This window comes from Mesorhizobium newzealandense (assembly GCF_042682145.1).
In the GTDB taxonomy this organism is placed as follows: domain Bacteria; phylum Pseudomonadota; class Alphaproteobacteria; order Rhizobiales; family Rhizobiaceae; genus Mesorhizobium; species Mesorhizobium newzealandense.
Window position 1 is genome coordinate 307,054 of sequence record NZ_JBHUGZ010000017.1, and the last position, 20,763, is coordinate 327,816.

At 64.4% G+C, this 20,763-nt stretch carries 22 protein-coding genes; all 22 read left to right on the forward strand.

The annotated features are described in order from the left end of the window. Positions 1 to 62: 62 nt before the first annotated feature. The 22 genes from flgB (at position 63) to ACFSOZ_RS25835 (ending at position 20,732) form a co-directional block, all read left to right on the forward strand. Positions 63 to 443: a flagellar basal body rod protein FlgB gene (gene flgB, locus ACFSOZ_RS25730; RefSeq protein WP_379102504.1), complete on the forward strand. Its 381-nt coding sequence runs from the start codon at positions 63 to 65 to the stop codon at positions 441 to 443. A gap of 2 nt (positions 444 to 445) precedes the next feature. Next, the gene (gene flgC / locus ACFSOZ_RS25735; RefSeq protein ID WP_111547815.1) at positions 446 to 862 is read left to right on the forward strand and encodes a flagellar basal body rod protein FlgC; all 417 of its coding nucleotides are present in this window, start codon (positions 446 to 448) and stop codon (positions 860 to 862) included. Continuing rightward, a complete protein-coding gene (gene fliE, locus ACFSOZ_RS25740) occupies positions 862 to 1,188 on the forward strand; it encodes a flagellar hook-basal body complex protein FliE (RefSeq protein WP_379102506.1) in 327 nt (108 codons plus the stop codon). Before flgC ends, fliE begins: the two co-directional genes overlap by 1 nt. An 11-nt stretch (positions 1,189 to 1,199) precedes the next feature. Beyond that, complete coding sequence (gene flgG, locus ACFSOZ_RS25745; RefSeq protein WP_379102508.1) at positions 1,200 to 1,988, forward strand: flagellar basal-body rod protein FlgG; 789 nt, start codon at positions 1,200 to 1,202, stop codon at positions 1,986 to 1,988. A gap of 5 nt (positions 1,989 to 1,993) precedes the next feature. After that, the gene (gene flgA / locus ACFSOZ_RS25750) at positions 1,994 to 2,542 is read left to right on the forward strand and encodes a flagellar basal body P-ring formation chaperone FlgA (RefSeq protein ID WP_379102510.1); all 549 of its coding nucleotides are present in this window, start codon (positions 1,994 to 1,996) and stop codon (positions 2,540 to 2,542) included. Next, complete coding sequence (locus ACFSOZ_RS25755) at positions 2,539 to 3,780, forward strand: flagellar basal body P-ring protein FlgI (RefSeq protein ID WP_379102512.1); 1,242 nt, start codon at positions 2,539 to 2,541, stop codon at positions 3,778 to 3,780. The genes flgA and ACFSOZ_RS25755 overlap by 4 nt, the downstream gene beginning before the upstream one ends. A 3-nt stretch (positions 3,781 to 3,783) precedes the next feature. Next, positions 3,784 to 4,365 (forward strand): MotE family protein, encoded by a 582-nt coding sequence (locus tag ACFSOZ_RS25760; RefSeq protein WP_379102514.1) that lies wholly within the window; start codon positions 3,784 to 3,786, stop codon positions 4,363 to 4,365. Further along, positions 4,362 to 5,069, forward strand: a complete 708-nt coding sequence (flgH, locus tag ACFSOZ_RS25765) for a flagellar basal body L-ring protein FlgH (RefSeq protein WP_379102516.1) — start codon at positions 4,362 to 4,364, stop codon at positions 5,067 to 5,069. The genes ACFSOZ_RS25760 and flgH overlap by 4 nt, the downstream gene beginning before the upstream one ends. A 19-nt stretch (positions 5,070 to 5,088) precedes the next feature. Beyond that, the gene (locus ACFSOZ_RS25770) at positions 5,089 to 5,583 is read left to right on the forward strand and encodes a flagellar basal body-associated FliL family protein (protein ID WP_379102518.1); all 495 of its coding nucleotides are present in this window, start codon (positions 5,089 to 5,091) and stop codon (positions 5,581 to 5,583) included. Then, complete coding sequence (gene fliP / locus ACFSOZ_RS25775; protein ID WP_379102520.1) at positions 5,580 to 6,311, forward strand: flagellar type III secretion system pore protein FliP; 732 nt, start codon at positions 5,580 to 5,582, stop codon at positions 6,309 to 6,311. The genes ACFSOZ_RS25770 and fliP overlap by 4 nt, the downstream gene beginning before the upstream one ends. A gap of 234 nt (positions 6,312 to 6,545) precedes the next feature. Then, entirely contained in the window at positions 6,546 to 7,532 is a 987-nt protein-coding gene (locus ACFSOZ_RS25780) for a flagellin N-terminal helical domain-containing protein (RefSeq protein ID WP_379102522.1), read from the forward strand. Positions 7,533 to 7,828: 296 nt separating this feature from the next. Then, positions 7,829 to 8,893, forward strand: coding sequence for a flagellin N-terminal helical domain-containing protein (locus ACFSOZ_RS25785; RefSeq protein ID WP_379102523.1), 1,065 nt, complete (start codon positions 7,829 to 7,831; stop codon positions 8,891 to 8,893). 135 nt (positions 8,894 to 9,028) lie between these two features. Beyond that, a complete protein-coding gene (fliF, locus tag ACFSOZ_RS25790; protein ID WP_379102525.1) occupies positions 9,029 to 10,675 on the forward strand; it encodes a flagellar basal-body MS-ring/collar protein FliF in 1,647 nt (548 codons plus the stop codon). Between the two features lie 3 nt (positions 10,676 to 10,678). Then, complete coding sequence (locus tag ACFSOZ_RS25795; RefSeq protein ID WP_379102527.1) at positions 10,679 to 11,305, forward strand: hypothetical protein; 627 nt, start codon at positions 10,679 to 10,681, stop codon at positions 11,303 to 11,305. Continuing rightward, complete coding sequence (locus ACFSOZ_RS25800) at positions 11,302 to 12,678, forward strand: MotB family protein (protein WP_379102529.1); 1,377 nt, start codon at positions 11,302 to 11,304, stop codon at positions 12,676 to 12,678. Before ACFSOZ_RS25795 ends, ACFSOZ_RS25800 begins: the two co-directional genes overlap by 4 nt. Then, positions 12,675 to 14,057 (forward strand): chemotaxis protein MotC, encoded by a 1,383-nt coding sequence (locus ACFSOZ_RS25805; RefSeq protein WP_379102530.1) that lies wholly within the window; start codon positions 12,675 to 12,677, stop codon positions 14,055 to 14,057. Before ACFSOZ_RS25800 ends, ACFSOZ_RS25805 begins: the two co-directional genes overlap by 4 nt. A 101-nt stretch (positions 14,058 to 14,158) precedes the next feature. Next, positions 14,159 to 15,460, forward strand: a complete 1,302-nt coding sequence (gene fliK / locus ACFSOZ_RS25810) for a flagellar hook-length control protein FliK (RefSeq protein ID WP_379102532.1) — start codon at positions 14,159 to 14,161, stop codon at positions 15,458 to 15,460. Beyond that, complete coding sequence (locus ACFSOZ_RS25815; RefSeq protein WP_379102534.1) at positions 15,387 to 15,977, forward strand: transglycosylase SLT domain-containing protein; 591 nt, start codon at positions 15,387 to 15,389, stop codon at positions 15,975 to 15,977. Before fliK ends, ACFSOZ_RS25815 begins: the two co-directional genes overlap by 74 nt. Before the next feature lie 221 nt (positions 15,978 to 16,198). Beyond that, a complete protein-coding gene (locus tag ACFSOZ_RS25820) occupies positions 16,199 to 16,867 on the forward strand; it encodes a response regulator transcription factor (RefSeq protein WP_111547800.1) in 669 nt (222 codons plus the stop codon). A 79-nt stretch (positions 16,868 to 16,946) separates the two neighbouring features. Continuing rightward, on the forward strand, positions 16,947 to 18,203 hold the full coding sequence (locus ACFSOZ_RS25825; RefSeq protein WP_379102536.1) for a flagellar hook protein FlgE: 1,257 nt from the start codon (positions 16,947 to 16,949) through the stop codon (positions 18,201 to 18,203). Between the two features lie 27 nt (positions 18,204 to 18,230). Further along, positions 18,231 to 19,685 carry a flagellar hook-associated protein FlgK gene (gene flgK, locus ACFSOZ_RS25830; RefSeq protein ID WP_379102537.1) on the forward strand — a complete coding sequence of 485 codons (1,455 nt, stop codon included), beginning with the start codon at positions 18,231 to 18,233 and terminating at the stop codon, positions 19,683 to 19,685. 3 nt (positions 19,686 to 19,688) lie between these two features. After that, positions 19,689 to 20,732, forward strand: a complete 1,044-nt coding sequence (locus tag ACFSOZ_RS25835; protein WP_379102539.1) for a flagellar hook-associated family protein — start codon at positions 19,689 to 19,691, stop codon at positions 20,730 to 20,732. Positions 20,733 to 20,763 lie beyond the last annotated feature (31 nt).

The window sequence follows — 20,763 nt, forward strand, 5'->3', positions numbered from 1 at the left end:
CCATCCGCAAGGTCCGCGCAAGACTGGCGGCCTAGTCTTCGGGAACCCGCCCGGAGATTCCCATGGAGCCCGTTTCCCTTTTCGACCTCGCCGCCAAGCAAGCGCAATGGCTGGCCGTGCGCCAGTCCGCCATCGCCGGCAACATCGCCAACGCCAACACGCCGGGCTACACGGCAAACGATGTCGAGCCGTTCGAAAAGGTGCTCGACCGCACCGCGGTATCGCTGCAGGCCACGCAGGCCGGCCATCTCGGCAACGCCGCGACCAATGCCGGCTTCACCGTCAAGCCGCAGGAAGATGACGGCGTTGTCATGCCGTCCAAGAACTCGGTCGTGCTGGAAGACCAGCTGATGAAAGCCGGCGAAGTGCGCCGCTCCTTCGAGCTCAACACGGCGATCGTCAAGGCGTTCCATTCGATGATGATGATGGCGGTGAAAACCTGACCATGGACGCGCTCACAGCAGCCCTTAAAGTCGCAGCATCCGGCCTCGGCGCCCAATCGGAGCGCCTGCGCGTGGTTTCGGAAAACCTGGCCAACGCCCAGTCGACCGGCACCGCACCCGGCTCCGATCCCTATCGCCGCAAGACCATCAGCTTCGTCTCCGAGCTCGACCGCACCTCCGGCAGCTCGACGGTCGCAGTCAACTCGATCGATCGCGACCCGAGCGACTTTCCGGTCGAGTTCCAGCCCGGCAACGAGGCCGCCGACGACAAGGGCTACGTCAAGATGCCCAACGTCAACGTGCTGATCGAAATGGCCGACATGACCGAGGCCAACCGCTCCTACGAAGCCAATCTTCAGGTCGTCAAACAGGCGCGTGACCTGATTTCCATGACCATCGACCTGATGAGGAACCAGTAATGATCAGCGGTATCGGAGCCCTTCAGTTCAAGTCTTCGATCGGCGGAGACGATGCGCTGACGAGCCTGCTCCAGGGCGGCGCGACACCCTCGGCCGGCGGCAATATCGGCACCTCCTTCGCCGAGGCGCTGAGCCAGGCTGCCTCCAAGACCGTCAACACCATGCAGAATGCCGAGCAGGTGTCGATGCAGGCGCTCAAGGGCGACGCCGACACCCGTCAGGTGGTCGACGCTGTGATGAGCGCGCAGCAGGCGCTTCAGACCGCCGTCGCCATCCGCGACAAGGTGGTTTCCGCCTATCTCGAAGTCAGTCGAATGGGCATCTGAGGAATTCCGCCATGAAAGCACTCGCCATCGCCGCCACCGGCATGAATGCCCAGCAGACAAATCTGGAAGTCATCGCCAACAACATCGCCAACATCAACACCACCGGCTACAAGCGCGCCCGCGCCGAATTTTCCGACCTGCTCTACCAGGTCGACCGCACGCAGGGCGTGCCCAACCGCTCCAACGCCTCGCTGGTGCCGGAGGGCGTCTCGATCGGCCTCGGCGTCAAGACGACAGCCGTGCGCAACGTCCACACCCAGGGCGAACTGACCAGCACCGGCAACAGTTTCGACATGGCGCTCACCGGCAGGGGCTGGTTCCAAATCGAGGGTGCCGACGGCGGCACGCTGTACAGCCGCGCCGGCGCCTTCAACACCAACGCCACCGGCCAGCTGGTGACGGTCGACGGCGCCACCGTCATTCCGGCCATCACCGTTCCCACCGACGCCGTCGAGGTCATCGTCAACAAGACCGGACAGGTCTTCGCCCGTATCGACGGCCAGACCGACCTGCAGACCCTCGGCCAGCTCCAGATCGCCAATTTCGCCAACGAGGCGGGCCTGGCGCCGCTCGGCGACAACCTGTTCCAGGAAACCACGGCTTCCGGTCCGGCGAATGTCGGCGTGCCCGGCGATCCCGGCTTTGCCACCATCGAGCAGGGCTATCTCGAGGCCTCCAACGTCGACCCGGTCAAGGAAATCACCGAGCTGATCTCGGCGCAGCGCGCCTATGAGATGAATTCCAAAGTCATCCAGGCCGCCGACGACATGGCCTCCGTCGTCTCCAAGAACATCAGGTAGGGATGATGGCCATGCCGATCTCCTGCTCCGCACTCCGCCGCACCGCGCTCGTCCTTGCGCTGGTGGCCGGCGGCATGCCGGCTTTCGCCCAGGAATCGGCAGACCAATCGGCAAACCAGTCGACAGACCAATCGGCCACTCAGATCGCCAGCAATCAACCCGTCGGCGAGGTTGTCTTGATCCCCAACCGGGTCATCTATCCCGGCGAGACCATCGAGTTGGCCGCCCTGAAACGGGTCACCCTCATTGCCGGCAAGCACAAGCCGGACGCGGTCGCCACGCGAGCCGAAGACCTCGACGGCAAGGTCGCCAAGCGCACGCTGCTGCCCGGCCGCTACATCCCCTCCGCCGCCATCCGCGAGGCCTGGCTGGTCGAACAGGGCGCGTCCGTGCAGGTCTTTTTCATCGCCGGCGGACTGACGATCTCGGCCACCGCGGTGACGTTGCAGCCGGGTGCCGCCGGCGATCTCGTCAAGGTCCGCAACATCGACAGCGGCAAGATCCTGTCCGGCACGGTGATGGCGGATGGGACCATCCAGGTCAGCGCTTCATGATGCGCGGACTTGCCCTGATGTTGGCAGCCGTGCTCGGCTTGCAGCCGGCGCTGGCCGACGGCCTGACGCTCAAGGCCAAGCGCGAGCTCGCCGCCAAGAATGGCGGCGTCTACGACGATCCCGAATACAATCCGGCCACCACCAGCCGCATGTTCCGGGTCTCGTCCGGACCGAGTTCGCTGCCGCCGGGCCAGGTCGCCTCGCGCATCAAGGACATCGCCCAGCTGCAGAGTTCGCGCGACAACCAGCTGGTTGGCTACGGCCTGGTCATCGGGCTTGCCGGATCGGGCGACAGTCTGCGCAACTCGCCGTTCACCGAACAGTCGATCCGCGCCATGCTCGAAAATCTCGGCATCGCCACCGAAGGCGGCAGCGCCCGCGCCAAGAATGTCGCCGCCGTCATCGTCACCGCCAACATGCCGCCCTACGTGCAGTCGGGCGCCCGCATCGACATCGACGTCTCCTCGATGGGCGACGCGACCTCGCTCGCCGGCGGAACTCTGATCATGACGCCTTTGAAGGCGGCGGACGGCGAGATCTATGCCGTCGGCCAGGGCTCGGTCATCGTTTCCGGCTTTACCGCCAAGGGTCAGGCCGAGCAGCTGACGCAAGGCGTGCCGACCTCCGGCCGTGTGCCGAACGGCGCCATCGTCGAGCGTGCGGTGCAGGCCGAGTTCGACGATCAGGCGACGCTGACGCTGCAATTGCGCAATCCCGACTTCTCGACCGCCATTCGCATCGCCGACGCCATCAACGACTATACCAGCCAGCGCTTCGGCATGCGGGTGGCGGCCGAGCGCGATTCCCGCACGGTGCAGATCAGAAGGCCGAAGGGTGTTTCGGCGGCCCGCTTCTATGCCGAGATCGAAAACCTGGTGGTCGAATCCGATACGCCGGCCCGCGTCGTCATCGACGAGCGCACCGGCACCATCGTCATCGGCAACGACGTCAAGATCTCACGGGTCGCCATCAGCCACGGCACGCTCACCGTGCGCATCACCGAAGCGCCACGCGTCGTTCAGCCCGAGCCTTTCTCCAAGGGCGAGACCGCCGTCGAGCCGTTCACCGCGATCGAAGCCAACCGGCCCGATGCCCGCGTCGCCGTGCTTGATGGACCCGATCTCGAAACGCTCGTTTCCGGCCTCAACCGTCTCGGCGTCAAGCCGGACGGCATCATTGCCATTCTGCAGGGCATCAAGTCGGCCGGCGCCCTGCAGGCCGACCTGGTTCTGCAATAGGCGATGCCGATGACGCGCTCCCTCTCACACCATGCAAGACGCCGCCCCACCGCAATCCTGCTCGCGGTTGTCGCCGCCATGTCCTTTGCCGGCAGCGCCGCACGCGGCGAGGAGACGGTTCGCCAGGTCCTGCCGGGCGCACCGGTCGCCGAGGCCCCGCAGCAATTGACGCGGGAAAAGGCGCCGGACCAAAGCGAGATCGAGCGCTTCTGCTCCAACATCGCCGACGCGGCCCGCGACCGCCGCTATGCCTTGCAGGCGCAAGAGATGAAGCAGCTCCAGGCCGGCATCGACCAGCGCATGAAGGCACTGGAGGAGAAGCGGGCCGAATACGAGACCTGGCTGAAGCGGCGCGAGGTTTTCCTGGCCCGGGCCGAGGACGGCGTCGTCCAGATCTATGCCGGCATGAAACCCGATGCCGCCGCCGAACGGCTGGCCATCGTCAACGCCGATCTGGCGGCGGCCATATTGATGAAGCTCGATTCACGCAAGGCGAGCGTCATCCTCAACGAAATGGACCAGAAGGCGGCGGCAACGCTCACCGGCATCATGGCCAGCGCAGCCCGAAGGGTAGATCCGTCATGATCCGCAAAATGCTCCTCCTGTGCGCGGTCGCCGGGCTGTCCGGGTGCGGAACCAATCTGAAGGAGGTCGGCAAGGAGCCGGCCCTGTCCCCGGTCGGCTCCGGCATCGATGGCGGCAACACCTCGTCCCTCTATCGCTATCCCGAAACGCCGCCGCCGCCGGTCCGGAAATTCTCGTTGTGGGATGACCGCCAGAGCCGGCTGTTCACCGACCCGCGGGCGCTGTCGCAGGGTGACATCCTGACCGTCAAGATCAAGATCAACGACAGGGCCAACTTCAAGAACCAGAACGACCGGAGCCGCACCGCCAACCGCAAGCTCGGTTACGACCTCAGCGCACAGTGGGACAACTGGAGCACCGCCGGCAAGGGCGCTGGCGCCCTCACCTCCACCACGGACACGACGGCCGACGGCGAGATCAAGCGATCGGAGACCCTGGAGCTCAATGTCGCTGCCATCGTCATCGATGTTCTGCCGAACGGCAATTTGATGATCAAGGGATCGCAGGAAGTGCGCGTCAACGCCGAGCTCAGGGTGCTGACCATCGCCGGCATCGTGCGGCCGGCCGACATCGGCGCCGAGAACACCATCCCCTACGAACGCATCGCCGAAGCGCGCATCTCCTACGGCGGACGCGGCCGCATCACCGAGGTCCAGCAACCTGCCTACGGCCAGCAGGTTCTCGACCAGGTTCTTCCGTTCTAGGATTGGGGAACACGGCACCGTGGCAAATGTCGAACAGGTTCCGCCGCGCAAGGGCCCCTCCCTTGCCATCCAGGCCGGCATGCTGCTGATTGTGACGGCGGCGGCCATCGGCATGGGCTGGATGTCCGGCGGCTATCTCAAGGGCGTCGGGGCACCAGCGTCGGTGCCGGTGGCGCCCGAGAACGAAGGCAAGAGCGCGCAGCCCGCCACGGCCGAGCAGCCAGGCGTGGGGCCGACGCTCGTCATGCTGGCGCCGATCACCACCAACATCGCCTCGCCTGCCGATACCTGGATCCGAATGGAGGTGTCCGTCGTCTATGACGGGCCGCAGCCACAGGCAATGTCGGATGACATCCATCAGGATCTGCTGGCCCTGGTGCGCACCTTGAAGATGCATCAGATCGAGGGCGCCAGCGGCTACCAGCACCTGAAGGCCGATCTCGAGGAACGCGCCTCGATCCGCAGCCAGGGTCACGCCAAGCAGATTCTTATCAGGACATTGCTGCTCGAATGAGAAAGTTCCTTCTCGCCACGGCGATGGTCGCCGCCGCCACGTCCGTCGCGGCGGCGCAGCAACTCGATCTCGGCGGCATCGGCAAGGCCGACGGCACCACCGTCGGCTACATCATCCAGATGTTCGGCCTGCTGACCGTGCTGTCGGTGGCGCCGGGCCTGCTGATCATGGTGACGAGCTTCACCCGCTTCGTCATCGCCTTCTCGATCCTGCGCGCCGGCATCGGCCTGCAATCGACGCCGGCAAACCTCATTCTCATTTCGCTGTCGCTGTTCATGACCTTCTATGTCATGGCGCCGACCTTCGATCAGGCCTGGAACACCGGCGTCAAGCCGCTGATGGACAACCAGATCACCCAGACCGAAGCCTTCGACAAGATTTCGGATCCGTTCCGCACCTTCATGCTGCGCAATGTGCGCGACAAGGACTTCGACCTCTTCGCCGATCTCGCCCGCGAGCGCGGCCAGACCGTTTCGCGCGACACCGTCGACCTGCGCATCCTGGTGCCCGCCTTCATGATTTCGGAGATCCGGCGCGGCTTCGAGATAGGCTTCCTGATCGTGCTGCCATTCCTGGTCATCGACCTGATCGTCGCGACCATCACCATGGCGATGGGCATGATGATGCTGCCGCCGACGGTGGTGTCATTGCCGTTCAAGATCCTGTTCTTCGTCCTGATCGACGGCTGGAACCTGCTTGTCGGCAGCCTGGTGCGCTCCTTCAATTGATCCCCGGCAACGGACCCTGGCAACGGGTCGCTGCCGCGCCGCTATGGCGCAGAATTTCAAGCAATATATTTTCGATTAACCGTCCGGTTTAGTCCTTTGGTAGGGACTAGTCCGCATATTCGCTCGCAGATGGCGGGTGATCGATTTCGAAGATCATTGGCATGATGCCGCACCGTCATACCGGAAGAGCCGGTATGTCAAAAAAACACGTGTAAGAACAAGGTACGAGTACCCATGTCCAGCATCATGACGAACAGCGCAGCTTTGACCGCGCTGCAGAGCCTCAACGCCACCAACAAATCCCTCCAGGACACCCAGGCCCGCATTTCGACCGGCTACCGGGTCTCGCAGGCGTCGGACAACGCCGCCTACTGGTCGATCGCCACCACGATGCGCTCCGACAACCAGGCAATGTCCACCGTTTCGGACGCGCTCGGCCTCGGCGCCTCGAAGGTCGACACCGCCTACACCGGCATGAACGCCGCGATCACCACCATCAACTCGATCAAGCAGAAGCTGGTCGCGTCCTACGGCCAGACGGATGCCTCCAAGGAAAAGACCCAGACCGAAATCACCGCTCTTCAGGCGCAGTTGAAGTCCTACGCCGATGGCGCCACCTTCTCCGGCACCAACATGCTTTCGGTGTCCACCGCCTCGGGCACGGCCGCCGACGTGAAGATCGTTTCGGCCTTCAACCGTGACTCCGCCGGTGCGGCTTCGATCTCGACGATCGACGTCAACGTGGAAAGCATCAAGCTCTATGACTCCGGTGCCGCACCGACCGCGAAGGGCATTCTCGACACGGCCCGCCTCGGCCTCACCGGCGCTGCGGTCGCCACGGCCTCGAACCCGACCCTGGGCGCTGCTGCAGCGGCCACCGACACCTATTCCGTCGCTTCGCTGACCATCTTCTCGGGCGGCACGGCTGCCAGCGATACTCAGATCCAGCAGCAGATGAACGTTGTCGACGCCGCGCTCAAGGACATGACCAACGCCGCCACCACGCTCGGCGCCGCCAAGAGCAGTATCGACCTGCAGAAGACCTTCACCTCGGACCTGATGGACTCCATCGATCGCGGTGTCGGCCAGCTCGTCGATGCTGACATGAACAAGGAATCGACCCGTCTGCAGGCCCTGCAGGTCCAGCAGCAGCTCGGCATCCAGGCGCTGTCGATCGCCAACGGCTCCTCGCAGTCGATCCTGTCGCTCTTCCGCGGTTAATCGCCTTCACCGAACCTTAGTTCGCACTAGAATATCGGGCCGCGCCAAAAGCGCGGCCCGATTTGCGTTTGCCTGTTTTTGCGTTTGCTTGATGCGCGTTTGCAAGGCTCGCGCAACCCTCGTTCCTTAACTCTCAAAGGCCAGCTTTAACAGGCTGTTAACCATGCCGCGCTAGTTATGGTTAACCAATAGCTTACGACAGTTGGCGAATCGGTCCGACCGGCACGACGCCACCCGTTGAACAGGCCTGTCCGGCATGTCTGACCATGTCGGGTTTTTGAGAAGGAGCGACTTTCTTGGCGAGCATCATGACAAACGCCGCGGCGTTAACCGCACTTCAGAGCCTCAGCGCCACCAACAAGTCACTCGAACAGACGCAGGCTCGCATATCGACGGGCTACCGGGTCTCGCAGGCCTCGGACAACGCCGCCTACTGGTCGATTGCCACCACGATGCGGTCGGACAACTCGGCCCTGTCGACGGTGCAGGATGCGCTCGGTCTCGGCGCCTCGAAAGTCGATACCGCCTACACCGGCATGAACAATGTGCTGACAACCATCGGCCAGATCAAGACCAAGGTGCTTTCGACCGTCGGCCAGACGGATGCCGCCAAGGCAAAGACCCAGACCGAGATCAAGGCGCTTCAGGCGCAGATGAAGTCCTTTGCCGATGCGGCAACCTTCTCCGGCTCGAATTTCCTTGCGGTGACTTCGAAGCAAACTGCCGTCGCCAATGACGGTGTCCAGCCCGACTCCCAGATCGTGTCCTCCTTCAATCGCTCATCGTCCGGCGCGGTCTCGATCGGAACGATCGACATCGATGTCGAGGGCACCAAGCTTTTCGACTACGGCCTTGCCACCGAGGTCAAGAATTACGGCACCCTCGATCGCCAAACTTCCATCTATTCCACGGGAGCCGCCCAGACTCTGTATGATAATGCCTACCAGGCCGCGATCGCCGGCGGAGCTACGGACATCGCCGCAAACACCGCTGGCCAGACGGCGGCGGGAGCGGTCGCCAAGGTCGACAACATTTCGGCCTACAACCTCGACATCACCGCGGCCGGCGTAACCGACGACATCATCACGCAGATGGTCACCAGGATGGACAAGGTCATGGCGCAGTTGACCGATTCCGCCACCATCCTCGGTTCGGCCAAGAGCAGCATCGACCTGCAGAAGACCTTCACCCAGAGCCTGATGGACTCCATCGACCGTGGTGTCGGCCAGCTCGTCGATGCCGACATGAACAAGGAATCGACCCGCCTCCAGGCGCTGCAGGTTCAGCAGCAGCTCGGCATCCAGGCGTTGTCGATCGCCAACAGCTCTTCGCAGAGCATCCTGGCGCTGTTCAAGAGCTAATCGCGGGCGCCACCGGCGCGATCCCTACCGCATCCCGATTGACGGGCCGCGCCGCAAGCGCGGCCCGATTTCATTTTCGCACAAGCTTCGAGGACTACTGTTCCGGCGGACAGTCATGCTGGGAGTCGTTGAACCGTGCCGGAACAGATCCAGAGCATCATCTCGAATCTCCGCGGGTTTGGCGTGAAGCGCCTCGCCATGCTGGCCGGCATCGCCGTTCTGGTGATGGGCGTCATCGGCATCGCCTCGGTCTATCTCAACCGCCCCGCCTACGACACGCTCTATGTCGGGCTCGACCGCTCCGACGTGAACCAGATCGGCCTAGTGCTGGGCGAAGCCGGCATCGGCTTCGATGTCGGCGCCGACGGAACCTCGGTGCTGGTGCCGGCAGGCACCACCGCGCAGGCCCGCATGCTGCTTGCCGAAAAGGGCCTGCCGACCAGCGCCAATGCCGGCTACGAACTGTTCGACAATGTCGGCTCGCTCGGCCTCACCTCCTTCATGCAGCAGATCACCCGCGTGCGTGCGCTGGAAGGCGAGATCGCCCGCACCATCCAGTCGATAGCCGGCATCAAGGCAGCGCGCGTCCACATCGTCATGTCCGAACGCGCCAATTTCCGCCGCGACGAACAGCAGCCTTCGGCATCGGTCGTCATCCGCTATGCCGGCATCGACGCCGAGAAGAGCGCCATGTCGATCCGCCATCTCGTCGCCGCCGCCGTGCCGGGCCTGTCGGCCGACAAGGTGACGGTGCTCGATTCCAACGGCAATCTGCTGGCCGCGGGCGATGATCCTTCCAACACCAGCGCCGCCCGCACGCTCGGCGTCGAGCAGACCGTCGAGGCGCAGATCGGCGACAACATCCGCCGTGCGCTGACGGCCTATCTCGGCCCCGACAACTTCCGCGCCAGCGTCAAGGCCGAGGTCAACACCGACACCCGCCAGACGGAAGAAACCATTTTCGATCCGAATTCCCGCGTCGAGCGCTCGGTGCAGTCGGTGCGCGCCAACGAAAACAACAACCAGAAGCAGGCCTCCACCCCGGCCAGCGTCGAGCAGAACCTGCCCGAAGCCCAGGCAACCACCACCGACGGTCCGCAATCGTCTTCGCAGAACGACCGCAAGGAAGAGATCACCAACTACGAGATCAATTCCAAGAAGATCGCCACCGTCTCCAACGGCTACACCGTCACCAAGATGTCGATTGCCGTCGTCGTCAACCAGCAACGCCTGATGACCATCCTCGGCAAGGACGCCACGCCGGAGCAGATTGCCAAGCGCGTCGCCGAAATCCAGAAGATGGTGACCTCGGCCACCGGCTTCGACGACAAGCGCGGCGACGTCATCGATGTCTCGGCGGTCGAGTTCATCGACGGGCTCGATGGCGAGGCGATCCCGCAGGCCGGAATGCTCGATTCCATCGGCCAGCATGCCGGCACCTTGATCAATGCCGGCGCCTTCATCGTCGTGGTGTTCCTGGTCGCCTTCTTCGGCCTGCGGCCGATGGCGGCAGCACTGACGGCAAAGGCGACGCCGGCCCTGTCAGCCCCCAGCTACGATGAAGTCCAGCGCTCGCTGCCGACGCCGGAAGCAACCGCAAATGCCGAAAGCGCTGCCGTCGGCGCCCTGCCCGGTTCGCGCCCAAGTCCCACACCGCTCGACGATCTTCGCCAGAAGATCAGGCCGGCGCCGCAGGATCGGCTTGCCCGGATGGTCGACCTCAACGAGGAGCGCACCGCGCAGATCCTGCGCAAATGGGCCGCCCAGGAAGTCGCGGTGTAAACCATGGCCTCAGCAGCCCTTTTCGACCTTTTGCCAGATTTCGGCACGCGCGCGCAGCGTGCCGGCCAGCCCCGCGCCACGTCCGATCCCGAACACAAGCCCGAGGCGCCGGCGCCGCAAGCCGATATCGGCACACTGATCGCGGAAGCGGTTGCCCAGGCTGAAGCGGCGCTCGAGGCGCGCCTGTCGATCGCCCATGAAGCAGCGCTCGAAGCCGAACGCCAGGCCAATGCCGAGGAAGCAAGGGTATTTCTCGAGAGCCTTGGCGACGATGTCGGCAAGGCGGTCCTGTTGCGCGTCGATGCCATGGAGGAGCGCGTGACCGGGCTGGTCGCGGCCACCGTCGCCCGCATGATCGGCGGCATCGTCAGCGACGATTTGCAGAAACGCTCAATCGAGGCGCTCGCCAGCATAATACGCGAAGCGGTCGGCGATGCCGAGGCGGTGCGCATCGCCGTGCGCGGGCCGCTCTCACTGTTCGAAACACTGAAGGCATCGCTCGGGCCTCGCGCCGCCAATCTCGACTTCATCGAGACGCCAGGCTTCGACCTGACGGTCGCCATCGACGAGGCAGTATTCGAGACGCGCATGGCCGAATGGTCGACGACACTTTCCGAGGTCCTGGCATGAGCGTCGCCGACGCCGGACAGGTTCATCAGGAGATCATTATCGTTCGCCGTGGTCACGACGACCACGACGAGGGTCACCATGGCGGCGTCTGGAAGATCGCCTTCGCCGACTTCATGACGGCCATGATGTGCTTCTTCCTGGTCATGTGGCTGATCAATGCCGCCAACGAGCAGACCAAGGCTGCCGTCGCCAGCTATTTCAACCCGGTCAAGCTGGTCGACCGCAATTCGAGCCGCAAGGGTCTGGAGGATCTCGGCGACGGTCCGCGCGCGATCGGGACGACGGCCGACAACCCACAGAAGGCGACCAACAAGGCCGGCCAGGACGGCGATGGCTCGGCGGAGCGCAAACAGGAAAAGCAGGAATTGCCGCAGGCGGAACACTCCGACGAGCACCTGTTCGCCGACCCTTACGCCGTGCTTTCGGAAATCGCCACCGACACCGGCGTCATGCAGAACGTCAGCCAGAAGGGCGACGGCGGCGCGCAGGCTGCCGGCCCGGCGACGGGCGCCTCGGGCGGCGCCTCCTATCGCGATCCCTTCGAGCCGGACTTCTGGTCGCAGCAGGTGGCGGCGCCGGGCGCCGAAGCCAGTGCCCAGCGTGCCAAAATCGAGGGCGATCCGGTCAAGCCCGGCGACAAGGCCGCCGAAACGCAGGTGCTCAAGGTCAAGGCCGTGCCACCCGTCACCCCCGCACCGCTCGAGCCGCTGGCAAAGGATGCGACCGGTAAGCCAGCCGCGAACCCCGCCGAGGCAACGGCAAAGGCCGGCGACACCAAGCCAAGCCAGATCAAACCGGACGAGACCAAGCCGGGCGACACCAAAGCCGCGGAAGCAGCCAAGGCCGAGGCCGAGGCCGGTGCGCAAGAGGCCGCCAAGCCCGACACCGGGGAAAAGGCGCCAACCGCGGCCGCCGTCAAGGCTGCGGCCGACGTCAAGCAGCAGTTGGCCGATGCATTCAAGCCCGGCGACAAGCTGCATGACGGCGTCTCGGTGGAAGCCACCGACAAGGGTGTCGTCATCTCGATCACCGACCAGCTCGACTTCGGCATGTTCGAGGTCGGCTCGGCGCTGCCGCGCCGCGAACTGGTGCTGGCGATGGAGAAGATCGGCCGCATCGTCAACAGCCAGAAGGGCACCATCAGCATCAACGGCCACACCGACGCACGGCCATTCCGCAGCGACAGCTACGACAATTGGCGGCTGTCGACGGCGCGCGCGCATTCCGCCTACTACATGCTCGTGCGCGGTGGCGTCGACGAACGCCGCATCACCGAGGTCGCCGGCTTCGCCGACCGCCAGCCGAAGGACCCGGCCGATCCATTGGCGGCCGTGAACCGCCGCATCGAAATCCTGATGGCGACCGGCGGATGAGACGGGCGGCCGTCACCAGCCGGTTGATTGGCCTTGTGCTGCTGGCCGGCGGACATCCGTCGGCCGGCTTCGCCCAGGACGCGCTGCAGCCGTATCAGCTGGTGCGCTCCCTGCAGCTCATCCAGGACCGCATCGCCGCCGGCGATCATGCCGCCCTGCCGATGCAGGCCAAGCTGCTCGAGATGGCGGATGCGCGCCTGCGCATTGCGGATGCCGAGGATTTCAAGGATCCCAAGAACTTTCGCGCCCTGCTTGTCTATGGCATGAGTGGCGGCAACCCGGTGACTGTCGAGGCCGCCACGTCGCGGGCCACGACGGACCCGCAAAGCCTTGCCATAGCCAAGGGCGTGATCGACTATCTCAGCGGCCGGCCCGGCGAGGCGATCGAAGCGCTGAAGCCGATCGATCCGATGACGTTGCCCCCCGATCTCGGCGCTTTCCTTGCCCTGGTCAAAGGCTCGCTGCTTGCCGGCGACCAGCCGGCGGCGGCGCTCGGTTTGCTCGACGAGGCACGATTGCTCAGCCCCGGCACGCTGGTCGAGGAAGCAGCACTTCGCCGTTCGGTCGGCATTGCCGTCGCGCAAGGCGATGCGGCGCGCTTCGCGCGTGCCTCCACCCAGTATGTCGAGCGCTACCTCTATTCGCCCTATGCCAGTCAGTTCGCCGACTCCTTCGTCTCCGGCGTCATCGCGCTGCATATGTCGATCAGCCAGGACAAGCTGGCCGATATCACCTCGATGATGGATCCCGAGCGCGAGAAGGTGATCTACCTGCGCATCGCCCGCCGCGCCGCGATCGACGGCCTGAACGAACTGTCGGCCTTCGCTTCGGCTCGGGCCGAGCAGGGCCGTGACGGCAACACCAACCAGGACGATCCACGCGCCCAGCTCTACGCCAGCCTTTCCACCGTTACCTCGGGCACCATCGAGGACGTGCGTGCCAAGCTTGGCAAGATCGACCGCAGCAAGCTCTCGGAAGGCGACCGCGACTTGCTCGACGCCGCTCAGGCCATTGCCGGCGAGGTCGTCGCGCCGCCCGCTGCCCTTCCTGAGCAAAAGCCTGCCCCGGTTGCGGCCGAGCAACCGCCGCTGCCCCAGACCGCCACGGTGCAAGGCGTCGACGCGAGCGGGCTGCCACCGGTCGAAGGCGCCATCGCCGAGCAACCCGCCGTCACCGCAGCATCCGGCGGACCAGCCACGAACGCGCCGGACACGCCGGCAGTTGCGGCCGCGTCTGCCGATGCGGCGACTGTCGTGCCGGCGTCGGCACCATCGCCCGCGGCCAGTCCCGAGCCCGCCGACCCGACCGATGCCGCCATGACCAGAACACGTCGACAGCTCGACCTGATCGACCAGATGCTTGGAGCCGCCCCTAAATGACCACTAGCCTAGGCTCGGCATTGCCAGGATTTGCCACCGCGCGCGGAACGCCGGAGCAACCGGCTGCGAACGGCAAGAACGATCACGCCGGCTTCGGCAAGGTGCTGCGCGGCCAGGCCAGTCCTGCCCACCCGGAACGGCAAACGACAACGGAAACAGGATCGCGCGAGCAGCGCTGGGGCAAACTCGCAGCTAGCCTTGCAGGGCATGATGGCAAGGCCGAGCCGGCATCGACTGCTCCCGGAAAGGTCGCCTCGGCCAAAATGCCGACTGTGAAAATCAGCAAGGACGACCTGGAAGCAAAGTCGCACGAGGACGAGGCCGACGCCGAAGAGACGGGGCCAGATGCGGATGCCGTGCCGCTTCAGGACCATCTGCCGCTGCTGATCGCGTTTCATGACCTGCGCCATTTCTCGACATCGGCCAAGGCAACCGGGCGCGACGCGGCTAGTGGCGAGAGCCCGCCGGATCCGACGCTCGACGCGCAGGCGCCGCTGCCAAGGACCTACCGGTCAAAGTCCACCGCCGGAAACGAAGTCCTCGAAACCATGTCGAAGCCGGAGCAGGCGTCGATCGTCGACGGGCCTTTCACGGAGCTTGACGTCCTGCCGCCGAGCGCTGCCGGCGTTGCCTCGAGCGCGACCAAACGCGACAACATCGTGGCGGCCCAGAAGCTGCCGGACGCCACAACCACCGATGTGCCCGGGGTGCAGTCGAAGCACGCCGCACCGGCGCTGAAAAGCATCGATGATGTGCAGTCCTCGCTACGGCCGGAAGCGGGAAAACAGTCCTTGTCCGCCGCCCGCATCGACGTCGTGGCCGAACAGAGCTTCCCCGCGCCGCCGCAGAGTCCCATCAGCCAGGCAGCCCTCAATGTGATCAACGCCATAGCCGCTGATGGCAGCCCGCAAAAGGCGCTTTCAGCCCCATCCGCGGCCGCCCAGCTGGCCAGCCCTGTTGCCGTTCCGACACATGTGCTGAAGATCGAACTTCACCCCGCCGAACTCGGCATGGTGACGGCCCACCTTCGCCTCTCCGGAGAACAACTTTCGATTGAACTGAAGCCCGAAACACACGACGCTTATCGCCGGTTGTCCGCCGACAGCGAGGCCATCGTCAAGTCGCTGCGCGGGCTCGGTTTCGAGGTTGATAAGGTCACGATCCTGCAACCTTCGGTAGCGGTTCCTGCTGCGGTTCGCACCGATGCGGCGGCCCCCTTGCCAACGGCGTCAGGTCGCGACCCGTCATCCTTCCAACCTGGAAACCCGGGCGGCGGTAGTGGTGGAGCGGGTGGTCAGCAGCCGGGTCAGCAATCCGCAGGAAACCGCAATGACGACGCGCAGGACTACGGCCGCGGCACTTCGCCTTCTCGCGAACGTGCTGGCGGCGATATGTTTATCTAGCGTCGCGGCTGCCGCCGCTGCCGCCACCAACCCTTGCGAGCCGGAGATCCTGCGCGCCGCCGACCGCTATGGCGTGCCCGCCGGCATCCTCTATGCCGTGGGTTTGACGGAGACCGGCAACAAGGGCAGCCTGCAACCCAACGCCTTGAATATAGAGGGAAAAGCGGTCTTTCCGAGAAGCCGGACCGAGGCCCTGACCGCCTTCGCCAATGCCCGACGCGAGGGCAAGACGCTCATCGATCTGGGCTGCATGCAGATCAACCATCACTACCACGCGTCACATTTTCGCAGCGTCGAGGACATGCTCGATCCGCGTCAGAACGTCGACTATGCGGCGCGCTTCCTGGCCAGCCTCCATGCCCGTCACGAGACATGGTCGATGGCCGTAGCCCGCTATCATGCTGGTCCCGATAACGATCCGGCGCAAAAGATCTACGTCTGCCGTGTCATTGCCAACATGGTCGCCACCGGCTTCGGAAAATGGACCGCGAACGCCCGCGGTTTCTGCAACCCTTAGACGCATTCCGGTCCTTCGAGCATCCGGGGCGTGCCACCCTGGAGTTGCGGCTTCAGGTGGCCGATAGCTGCCACGCCAACATATCTGGACGCGCGCTAATGCAACCGGCGCGATTCCAGACTCCCAAGAAACTAGCTACAAGAAATGACGGTTGTTCAGGATTCTCGCCACCGGATACCCCTTTTCTCACGGGGCAAATGATTTGATTCGGAGGCGGGCCGATGATTGTAATCGTTGACGAGCGAGAGCTCGTAACAGAGGGATACAATTCACTTTTCGATCGTGAGGGTGTCGCCTGTGCAGGCTTCGCGCCAGGCGAGTTCGGCGAGTGGGTAAGCTCGGCGGCCGACACCGACCTGAGGTCGGTCCGAGCCTTCCTGATCGGCGACTGCCGCGAAGGCTCGATCTCTCCGCGTCAGATCCGCGACCGCACCGGCGCACCGGTCATCGCCTTGAGCGAACAGCACTCGCTGGAGAACACGCTGCGGTTGTTCGAGAGCGGCGTCGACGACGTCATTCGCAAGCCCGTCCACATCCGCGAGATCCTGGCCCGCATCACCGCCATCCGCCGCCGCGCCCAGGAAGACGTCGCCTACACCGAGATCGGCGCCATGCGCATCTTCATGGATGGCCGCGACCCCGAGATCGACGGCCAGCCCTTGCCCTTGCCGCGCCGTGAGCGCCGCATCCTCGAATATCTGGCGAGCAATCGCGGGCGCCGCGTCACCAAGACCCAGGTTTTCAACGCCATCTACGGCATCTTCGACGAAGAGGTTGAGGAGAACGTGGTCGAAAGCCACATCAGCAAATTGCGCAAGAAGCTGCGCGAGAAACTGGGCACCGACCCGATCGATTCCAAGCGCTTCCTTGGCTACCGGCTCGTCTTCTGATGCCGCGCCGCGCCAGCTTCGCGCAAGACAAGACACGTAGCCTTGTAGCCAGTGGCATGCACATTGGGGAGACGTTTCGATGAGCCTCTACGGAATGATGCGGACCGGCGTTTCCGGCATGAATGCACAGGCAAACCGGCTGTCCGCCGTGGCCGACAACATCGCCAATTCCGACACCACCGGCTACAAGCGGTCCTCCGCCGAATTCTCGACGCTGGTCATGCCAAGCACGGGCGGCGCCTACAATTCCGGCGGCATCACCACGACGATCCGGCAGGCGGTCAGCGATCCAGGCGTGCTTCAATACACGACCTCGGTCTCCGACCTTGCCGTCAACGGCGACGGTTTCTTCGTCGTTCAGGATCCGAGCGGAACACCTTTCCTGACACGAGCCGGCGCCTTCGTTCCGGATGCCGAGGGCAGGCTGGTCAACGCGGCCGGCTTCCAGTTGATGGCCTACAGCTATGCCAACGGCGTGCCGGCGGCGACAGTGAACGGCTTCGAGGGACTGACCCCGGTCGTCATCTCCGACCAGGGAATGACGGCAACGCCGAGCACCGAGGGTTCCTACAGCGGCAACCTGCCGGCAGGCGCGACGCCGGTCGCCGCCGGCAATCTGCCCACCACCAACGCCGCGGGCGCTCAGTACACGTCGAAATCCTCGATGGTCGCCTACGACAATCTCGGCAACAAGAAGCTGCTTGACGTCTATTACACCAACACCGGCACCGGTACCTGGCAGGTGTCGGTCTTCGATCAGTCGCAGGCCACCGCCGGGACGTCGTTCCCCTACACCGGCGGCGCATTGGGCTCGGCCAACCTGACCTTCGACACCACCACCGGCAAGCTCACCGGCGCCGTCACCAGTGTCGGCCTGACGGTGCCCAATGGCGCTGCCTTTTCGCTGGATCTGTCGGCATTGACCCAGCTCGGCACCGGCTTCACCGTTTCCGATGCGCAGGTCAACGGCAACGCGCCGAGCACCATCGACAAGATCCAGATCAGCAAGGACGGGACCATCTCGGCGCAGTACAAGGACGGCTCCACCAAGCCGCTCTACAAAATTCCGCTGGCCGATGTGCAGAGCCCGGACCAGCTCACCGCGCTGCCCGGCAACGTCTACGCACAGGGCACCGAATCCGGCGCGGTCCGGATCGGCTTTGCCAATGAAGGCAAGGCCGGCTCCATCATCTCCGGCGCACTCGAGAATTCCAACGTCGATATCGCCGAAGAACTGACCAACATGATCGCGGCGCAGCGCAGCTACACCGCCAATTCGAAAGTCTTCCAGACCGGTTCCGATCTGATGGACGTCCTTGTCAACCTGAAGAGATAAAACGGGCACCGCCCGTGAAAGACCCGCATGTCGCTGTCCACTGCATTGAGCATCGCCCAGTCGGCGCTTATGAACACCGCGCGGCAGACCAGCGTTGTCTCGCGCAACGTCGCCGACGCCTCCAATCCAGACTATTCACGCCGCCAGGCCGTCGTCACCAGCACGGCGCCGGGCGCGCGTTCGGTTGATATCCAGCGCACCACCAACGACCTGCTGTTCCGCCAGAACCTCAGCGCGCTGTCGGCCTGGAGCGGCCAGAGCGCGCTGTACAGCGGCATGGATCAGCTGGGCGTCGCGGTCAATGGCGTCGACAATCCGTCCTCGCCCTCGGCCGCGATCGGCAATCTGCAGCAGGCGCTGCAGCTCTACGCCACCTCGCCGTCCAACCAGAACCTCGGCGCCAGCGTCATCGACGCCGCCAAGCAGGTTGTGCGCTCGCTGAATGAGGGCTCCAAGGCGGTCCAGGATTTCCGCACCCAGACCGACGGCCAGATCGCCACGGCCGTCGACGACCTGAACTCGCTCTTGAGCCAGTTCCAGGATGCCAACACCGCGGTCATTTCCGGAACCCGTTCCGGCACCGATGTTTCCGATGCGCTCGACCAGCGCGACGCGCTCTTGAAGAAGATCTCGGACTATGTTCCGGTCTCGACCTTCACGCGCGGCGACAACGACATGGTCATCACCACCGGCGACGGCACGACGCTGTTCGAAACCATTCCTCGCACGGTCACCTTCGCGGCGTCGGCCGGCTACACCGCCGGTGCCGCCGGCAATGCGGTCTATATCGACAATGTGCCGATCTCGGCGGGAGCCGGTGGCAACACCAGTGCCAGCGGCAAGCTTGCCGGCCTGCTGCAATTGCGCGACGGCGTCGCCTCGACCATGCAGAGCCAGCTCGACGAGACCGCGCGCGGCCTGATCACCGCCTTTGCCGAAACCGCGCCTGCGATGCCCAATGCCGCCGGCCTGTTCACCTGGTCGGGCGCGCCGGCCGTGCCGGCAGCGGGCACGCTGGTCAACGGCCTTGCGGCTTCCATCAGCGTCAATGCGGCGATGGACCCAAGCACCGGCGGCAATCCGACGCTGCTGCGCGATGGCGGCGCCAATGGTGCTGCCTATGTCGCCAACACCGGCGGCGGCGCGTCCTATTCCAGCCTTCTGGTTGCCTATGGCGACCAGCTCGACCAGCCGATGACCTTCGACCCTGCCGCCGGGATCTCGGCAACGTCCAGCGTTTCCGACTACGCAGCCAATTCGATCGGCTGGTTCGAGGGCGTGCGCCAGCAGGCTTCGACCGCCTCCGACGCCAAGGAAGCATTGGCATCGCGCAGCGCCGAGGCGCTGTCCAACGCGACCGGCGTCAACGTCGACCAGGAAATGTCGCTGCTGCTCGACCTCGAACACACCTATCAGGCATCGGCTCGGATGATGAAAACCGTCGACGACATGATGACGGCCTTGCTCAGCGCGGTGGGATAATCCATGACTTCAGTCTCCTCAGCCGCCATGTCGAACGCCATGCGCTACCAGCAGATGCGCATGCAGGCAGACCTCGTCAAAGCCCAGAAGGAAGCCTCGACCGGCAAGGTCGCCGACACCGGCCTGGCCCTCGGCGGGCGCACCGCTCAGTCCGTCACCTTCTCGCGCGATCTCGACCGGCTCAACGTCATCATCGATTCCAACGGTCTGGTCGGCGCCCGGCTGTCCTCGACGCAGACCTCGCTTGGCCAGCTCTCCACCGCCGCGCAGACCTTTCTGTCCGCCCTGACCACCGCGACCTCGAGCGATTCTTCCAACAATCTCACCCAATCCTCGGGCAAGGCGACCATCCAGCAGCTGACCTCGATCCTCAACACCAGCGTCAATGGCGAATATCTGTTCGCCGGCACCAACACCGACGTCAAGCCGATCAACGACTTCACCGCCGCCGGCTCCACCGCCAAGGCGGCGTTCGACGCCGCCTTCGTCGCCAATTTCGGTTTCACCCAGGACGACCCGGCCGCGGCCAACATCACCGCTGCCCAAATGGACGACTTCATCACCAACGATGTCACGCCGCAGTTCATGGGCCCGGGCTGGCAAGGCACCTGGTCGAACGCTACCGACCAACAGATCGTCAGCCGCATCGCCCTCAACGAAACCACGCCGACCTCGACCAGTGCCAACAGCGTTGGCATCCAGAAGCTCGCCATGGCGGCAGCCATGGTCACCAGCCTGATGTCCAGCAACATCAGTCAGGCCGCGAAGAATACGGTCGTCAGCCGCTCCACGTCGCTGGTCGGCGAAGCACTGAGCGGCATTGGCCAGATTCAATCCGAGACCGGCATCGTCCAGAAGCGGGTTTCCGATGCAAACGACCGCATGAAAACGCAGGTCGATCTTTTCGAACGGCACATTCTCGATCTGGAAGGCGTCGATCCGGCCGAAGCCGCGACCCGCGTCGCCGACCTGACACAGCACATCGAAACGTCCTTCGCGCTGACCGCACGCCTGCAGCAGCTCAGCCTGTTGAATTACCTGACCTGACAACGCTTAACGGAACGGTAGAGCCCCAAAG

Excerpts from the sequence above, each read along its gene's own strand:
- ACFSOZ_RS25825 (WP_379102536.1), top strand. The coding sequence starts at position 16,947 with ATGAGCCTCTACGGAATGATGCGGACCGGCGTTTCCGGCATGAATGCA.
- flgC (WP_111547815.1), top strand. The coding sequence starts at position 446 with ATGGACGCGCTCACAGCAGCCCTTAAAGTCGCAGCATCCGGCCTCGGC.
- ACFSOZ_RS25815 (WP_379102534.1), top strand. The coding sequence starts at position 15,387 with ATGACGACGCGCAGGACTACGGCCGCGGCACTTCGCCTTCTCGCGAAC.
- flgA (WP_379102510.1), top strand. The coding sequence starts at position 1,994 with ATGGCCATGCCGATCTCCTGCTCCGCACTCCGCCGCACCGCGCTCGTC.
- fliE (WP_379102506.1), top strand. The coding sequence starts at position 862 with ATGATCAGCGGTATCGGAGCCCTTCAGTTCAAGTCTTCGATCGGCGGA.
- ACFSOZ_RS25800 (WP_379102529.1), top strand. The coding sequence starts at position 11,302 with ATGAGCGTCGCCGACGCCGGACAGGTTCATCAGGAGATCATTATCGTT.
- ACFSOZ_RS25760 (WP_379102514.1), top strand. The coding sequence starts at position 3,784 with ATGCCGATGACGCGCTCCCTCTCACACCATGCAAGACGCCGCCCCACC.
- ACFSOZ_RS25755 (WP_379102512.1), top strand. The coding sequence starts at position 2,539 with ATGATGCGCGGACTTGCCCTGATGTTGGCAGCCGTGCTCGGCTTGCAG.
- ACFSOZ_RS25780 (WP_379102522.1), top strand. The coding sequence starts at position 6,546 with ATGTCCAGCATCATGACGAACAGCGCAGCTTTGACCGCGCTGCAGAGC.
- flgK (WP_379102537.1), top strand. The coding sequence starts at position 18,231 with ATGTCGCTGTCCACTGCATTGAGCATCGCCCAGTCGGCGCTTATGAAC.
- ACFSOZ_RS25805 (WP_379102530.1), top strand. The coding sequence starts at position 12,675 with ATGAGACGGGCGGCCGTCACCAGCCGGTTGATTGGCCTTGTGCTGCTG.
- flgG (WP_379102508.1), top strand. The coding sequence starts at position 1,200 with ATGAAAGCACTCGCCATCGCCGCCACCGGCATGAATGCCCAGCAGACA.
- ACFSOZ_RS25820 (WP_111547800.1), top strand. The coding sequence starts at position 16,199 with ATGATTGTAATCGTTGACGAGCGAGAGCTCGTAACAGAGGGATACAAT.
- flgB (WP_379102504.1), top strand. The coding sequence starts at position 63 with ATGGAGCCCGTTTCCCTTTTCGACCTCGCCGCCAAGCAAGCGCAATGG.
- ACFSOZ_RS25795 (WP_379102527.1), top strand. The coding sequence starts at position 10,679 with ATGGCCTCAGCAGCCCTTTTCGACCTTTTGCCAGATTTCGGCACGCGC.
- ACFSOZ_RS25835 (WP_379102539.1), top strand. The coding sequence starts at position 19,689 with ATGACTTCAGTCTCCTCAGCCGCCATGTCGAACGCCATGCGCTACCAG.
- flgH (WP_379102516.1), top strand. The coding sequence starts at position 4,362 with ATGATCCGCAAAATGCTCCTCCTGTGCGCGGTCGCCGGGCTGTCCGGG.
- fliP (WP_379102520.1), top strand. The coding sequence starts at position 5,580 with ATGAGAAAGTTCCTTCTCGCCACGGCGATGGTCGCCGCCGCCACGTCC.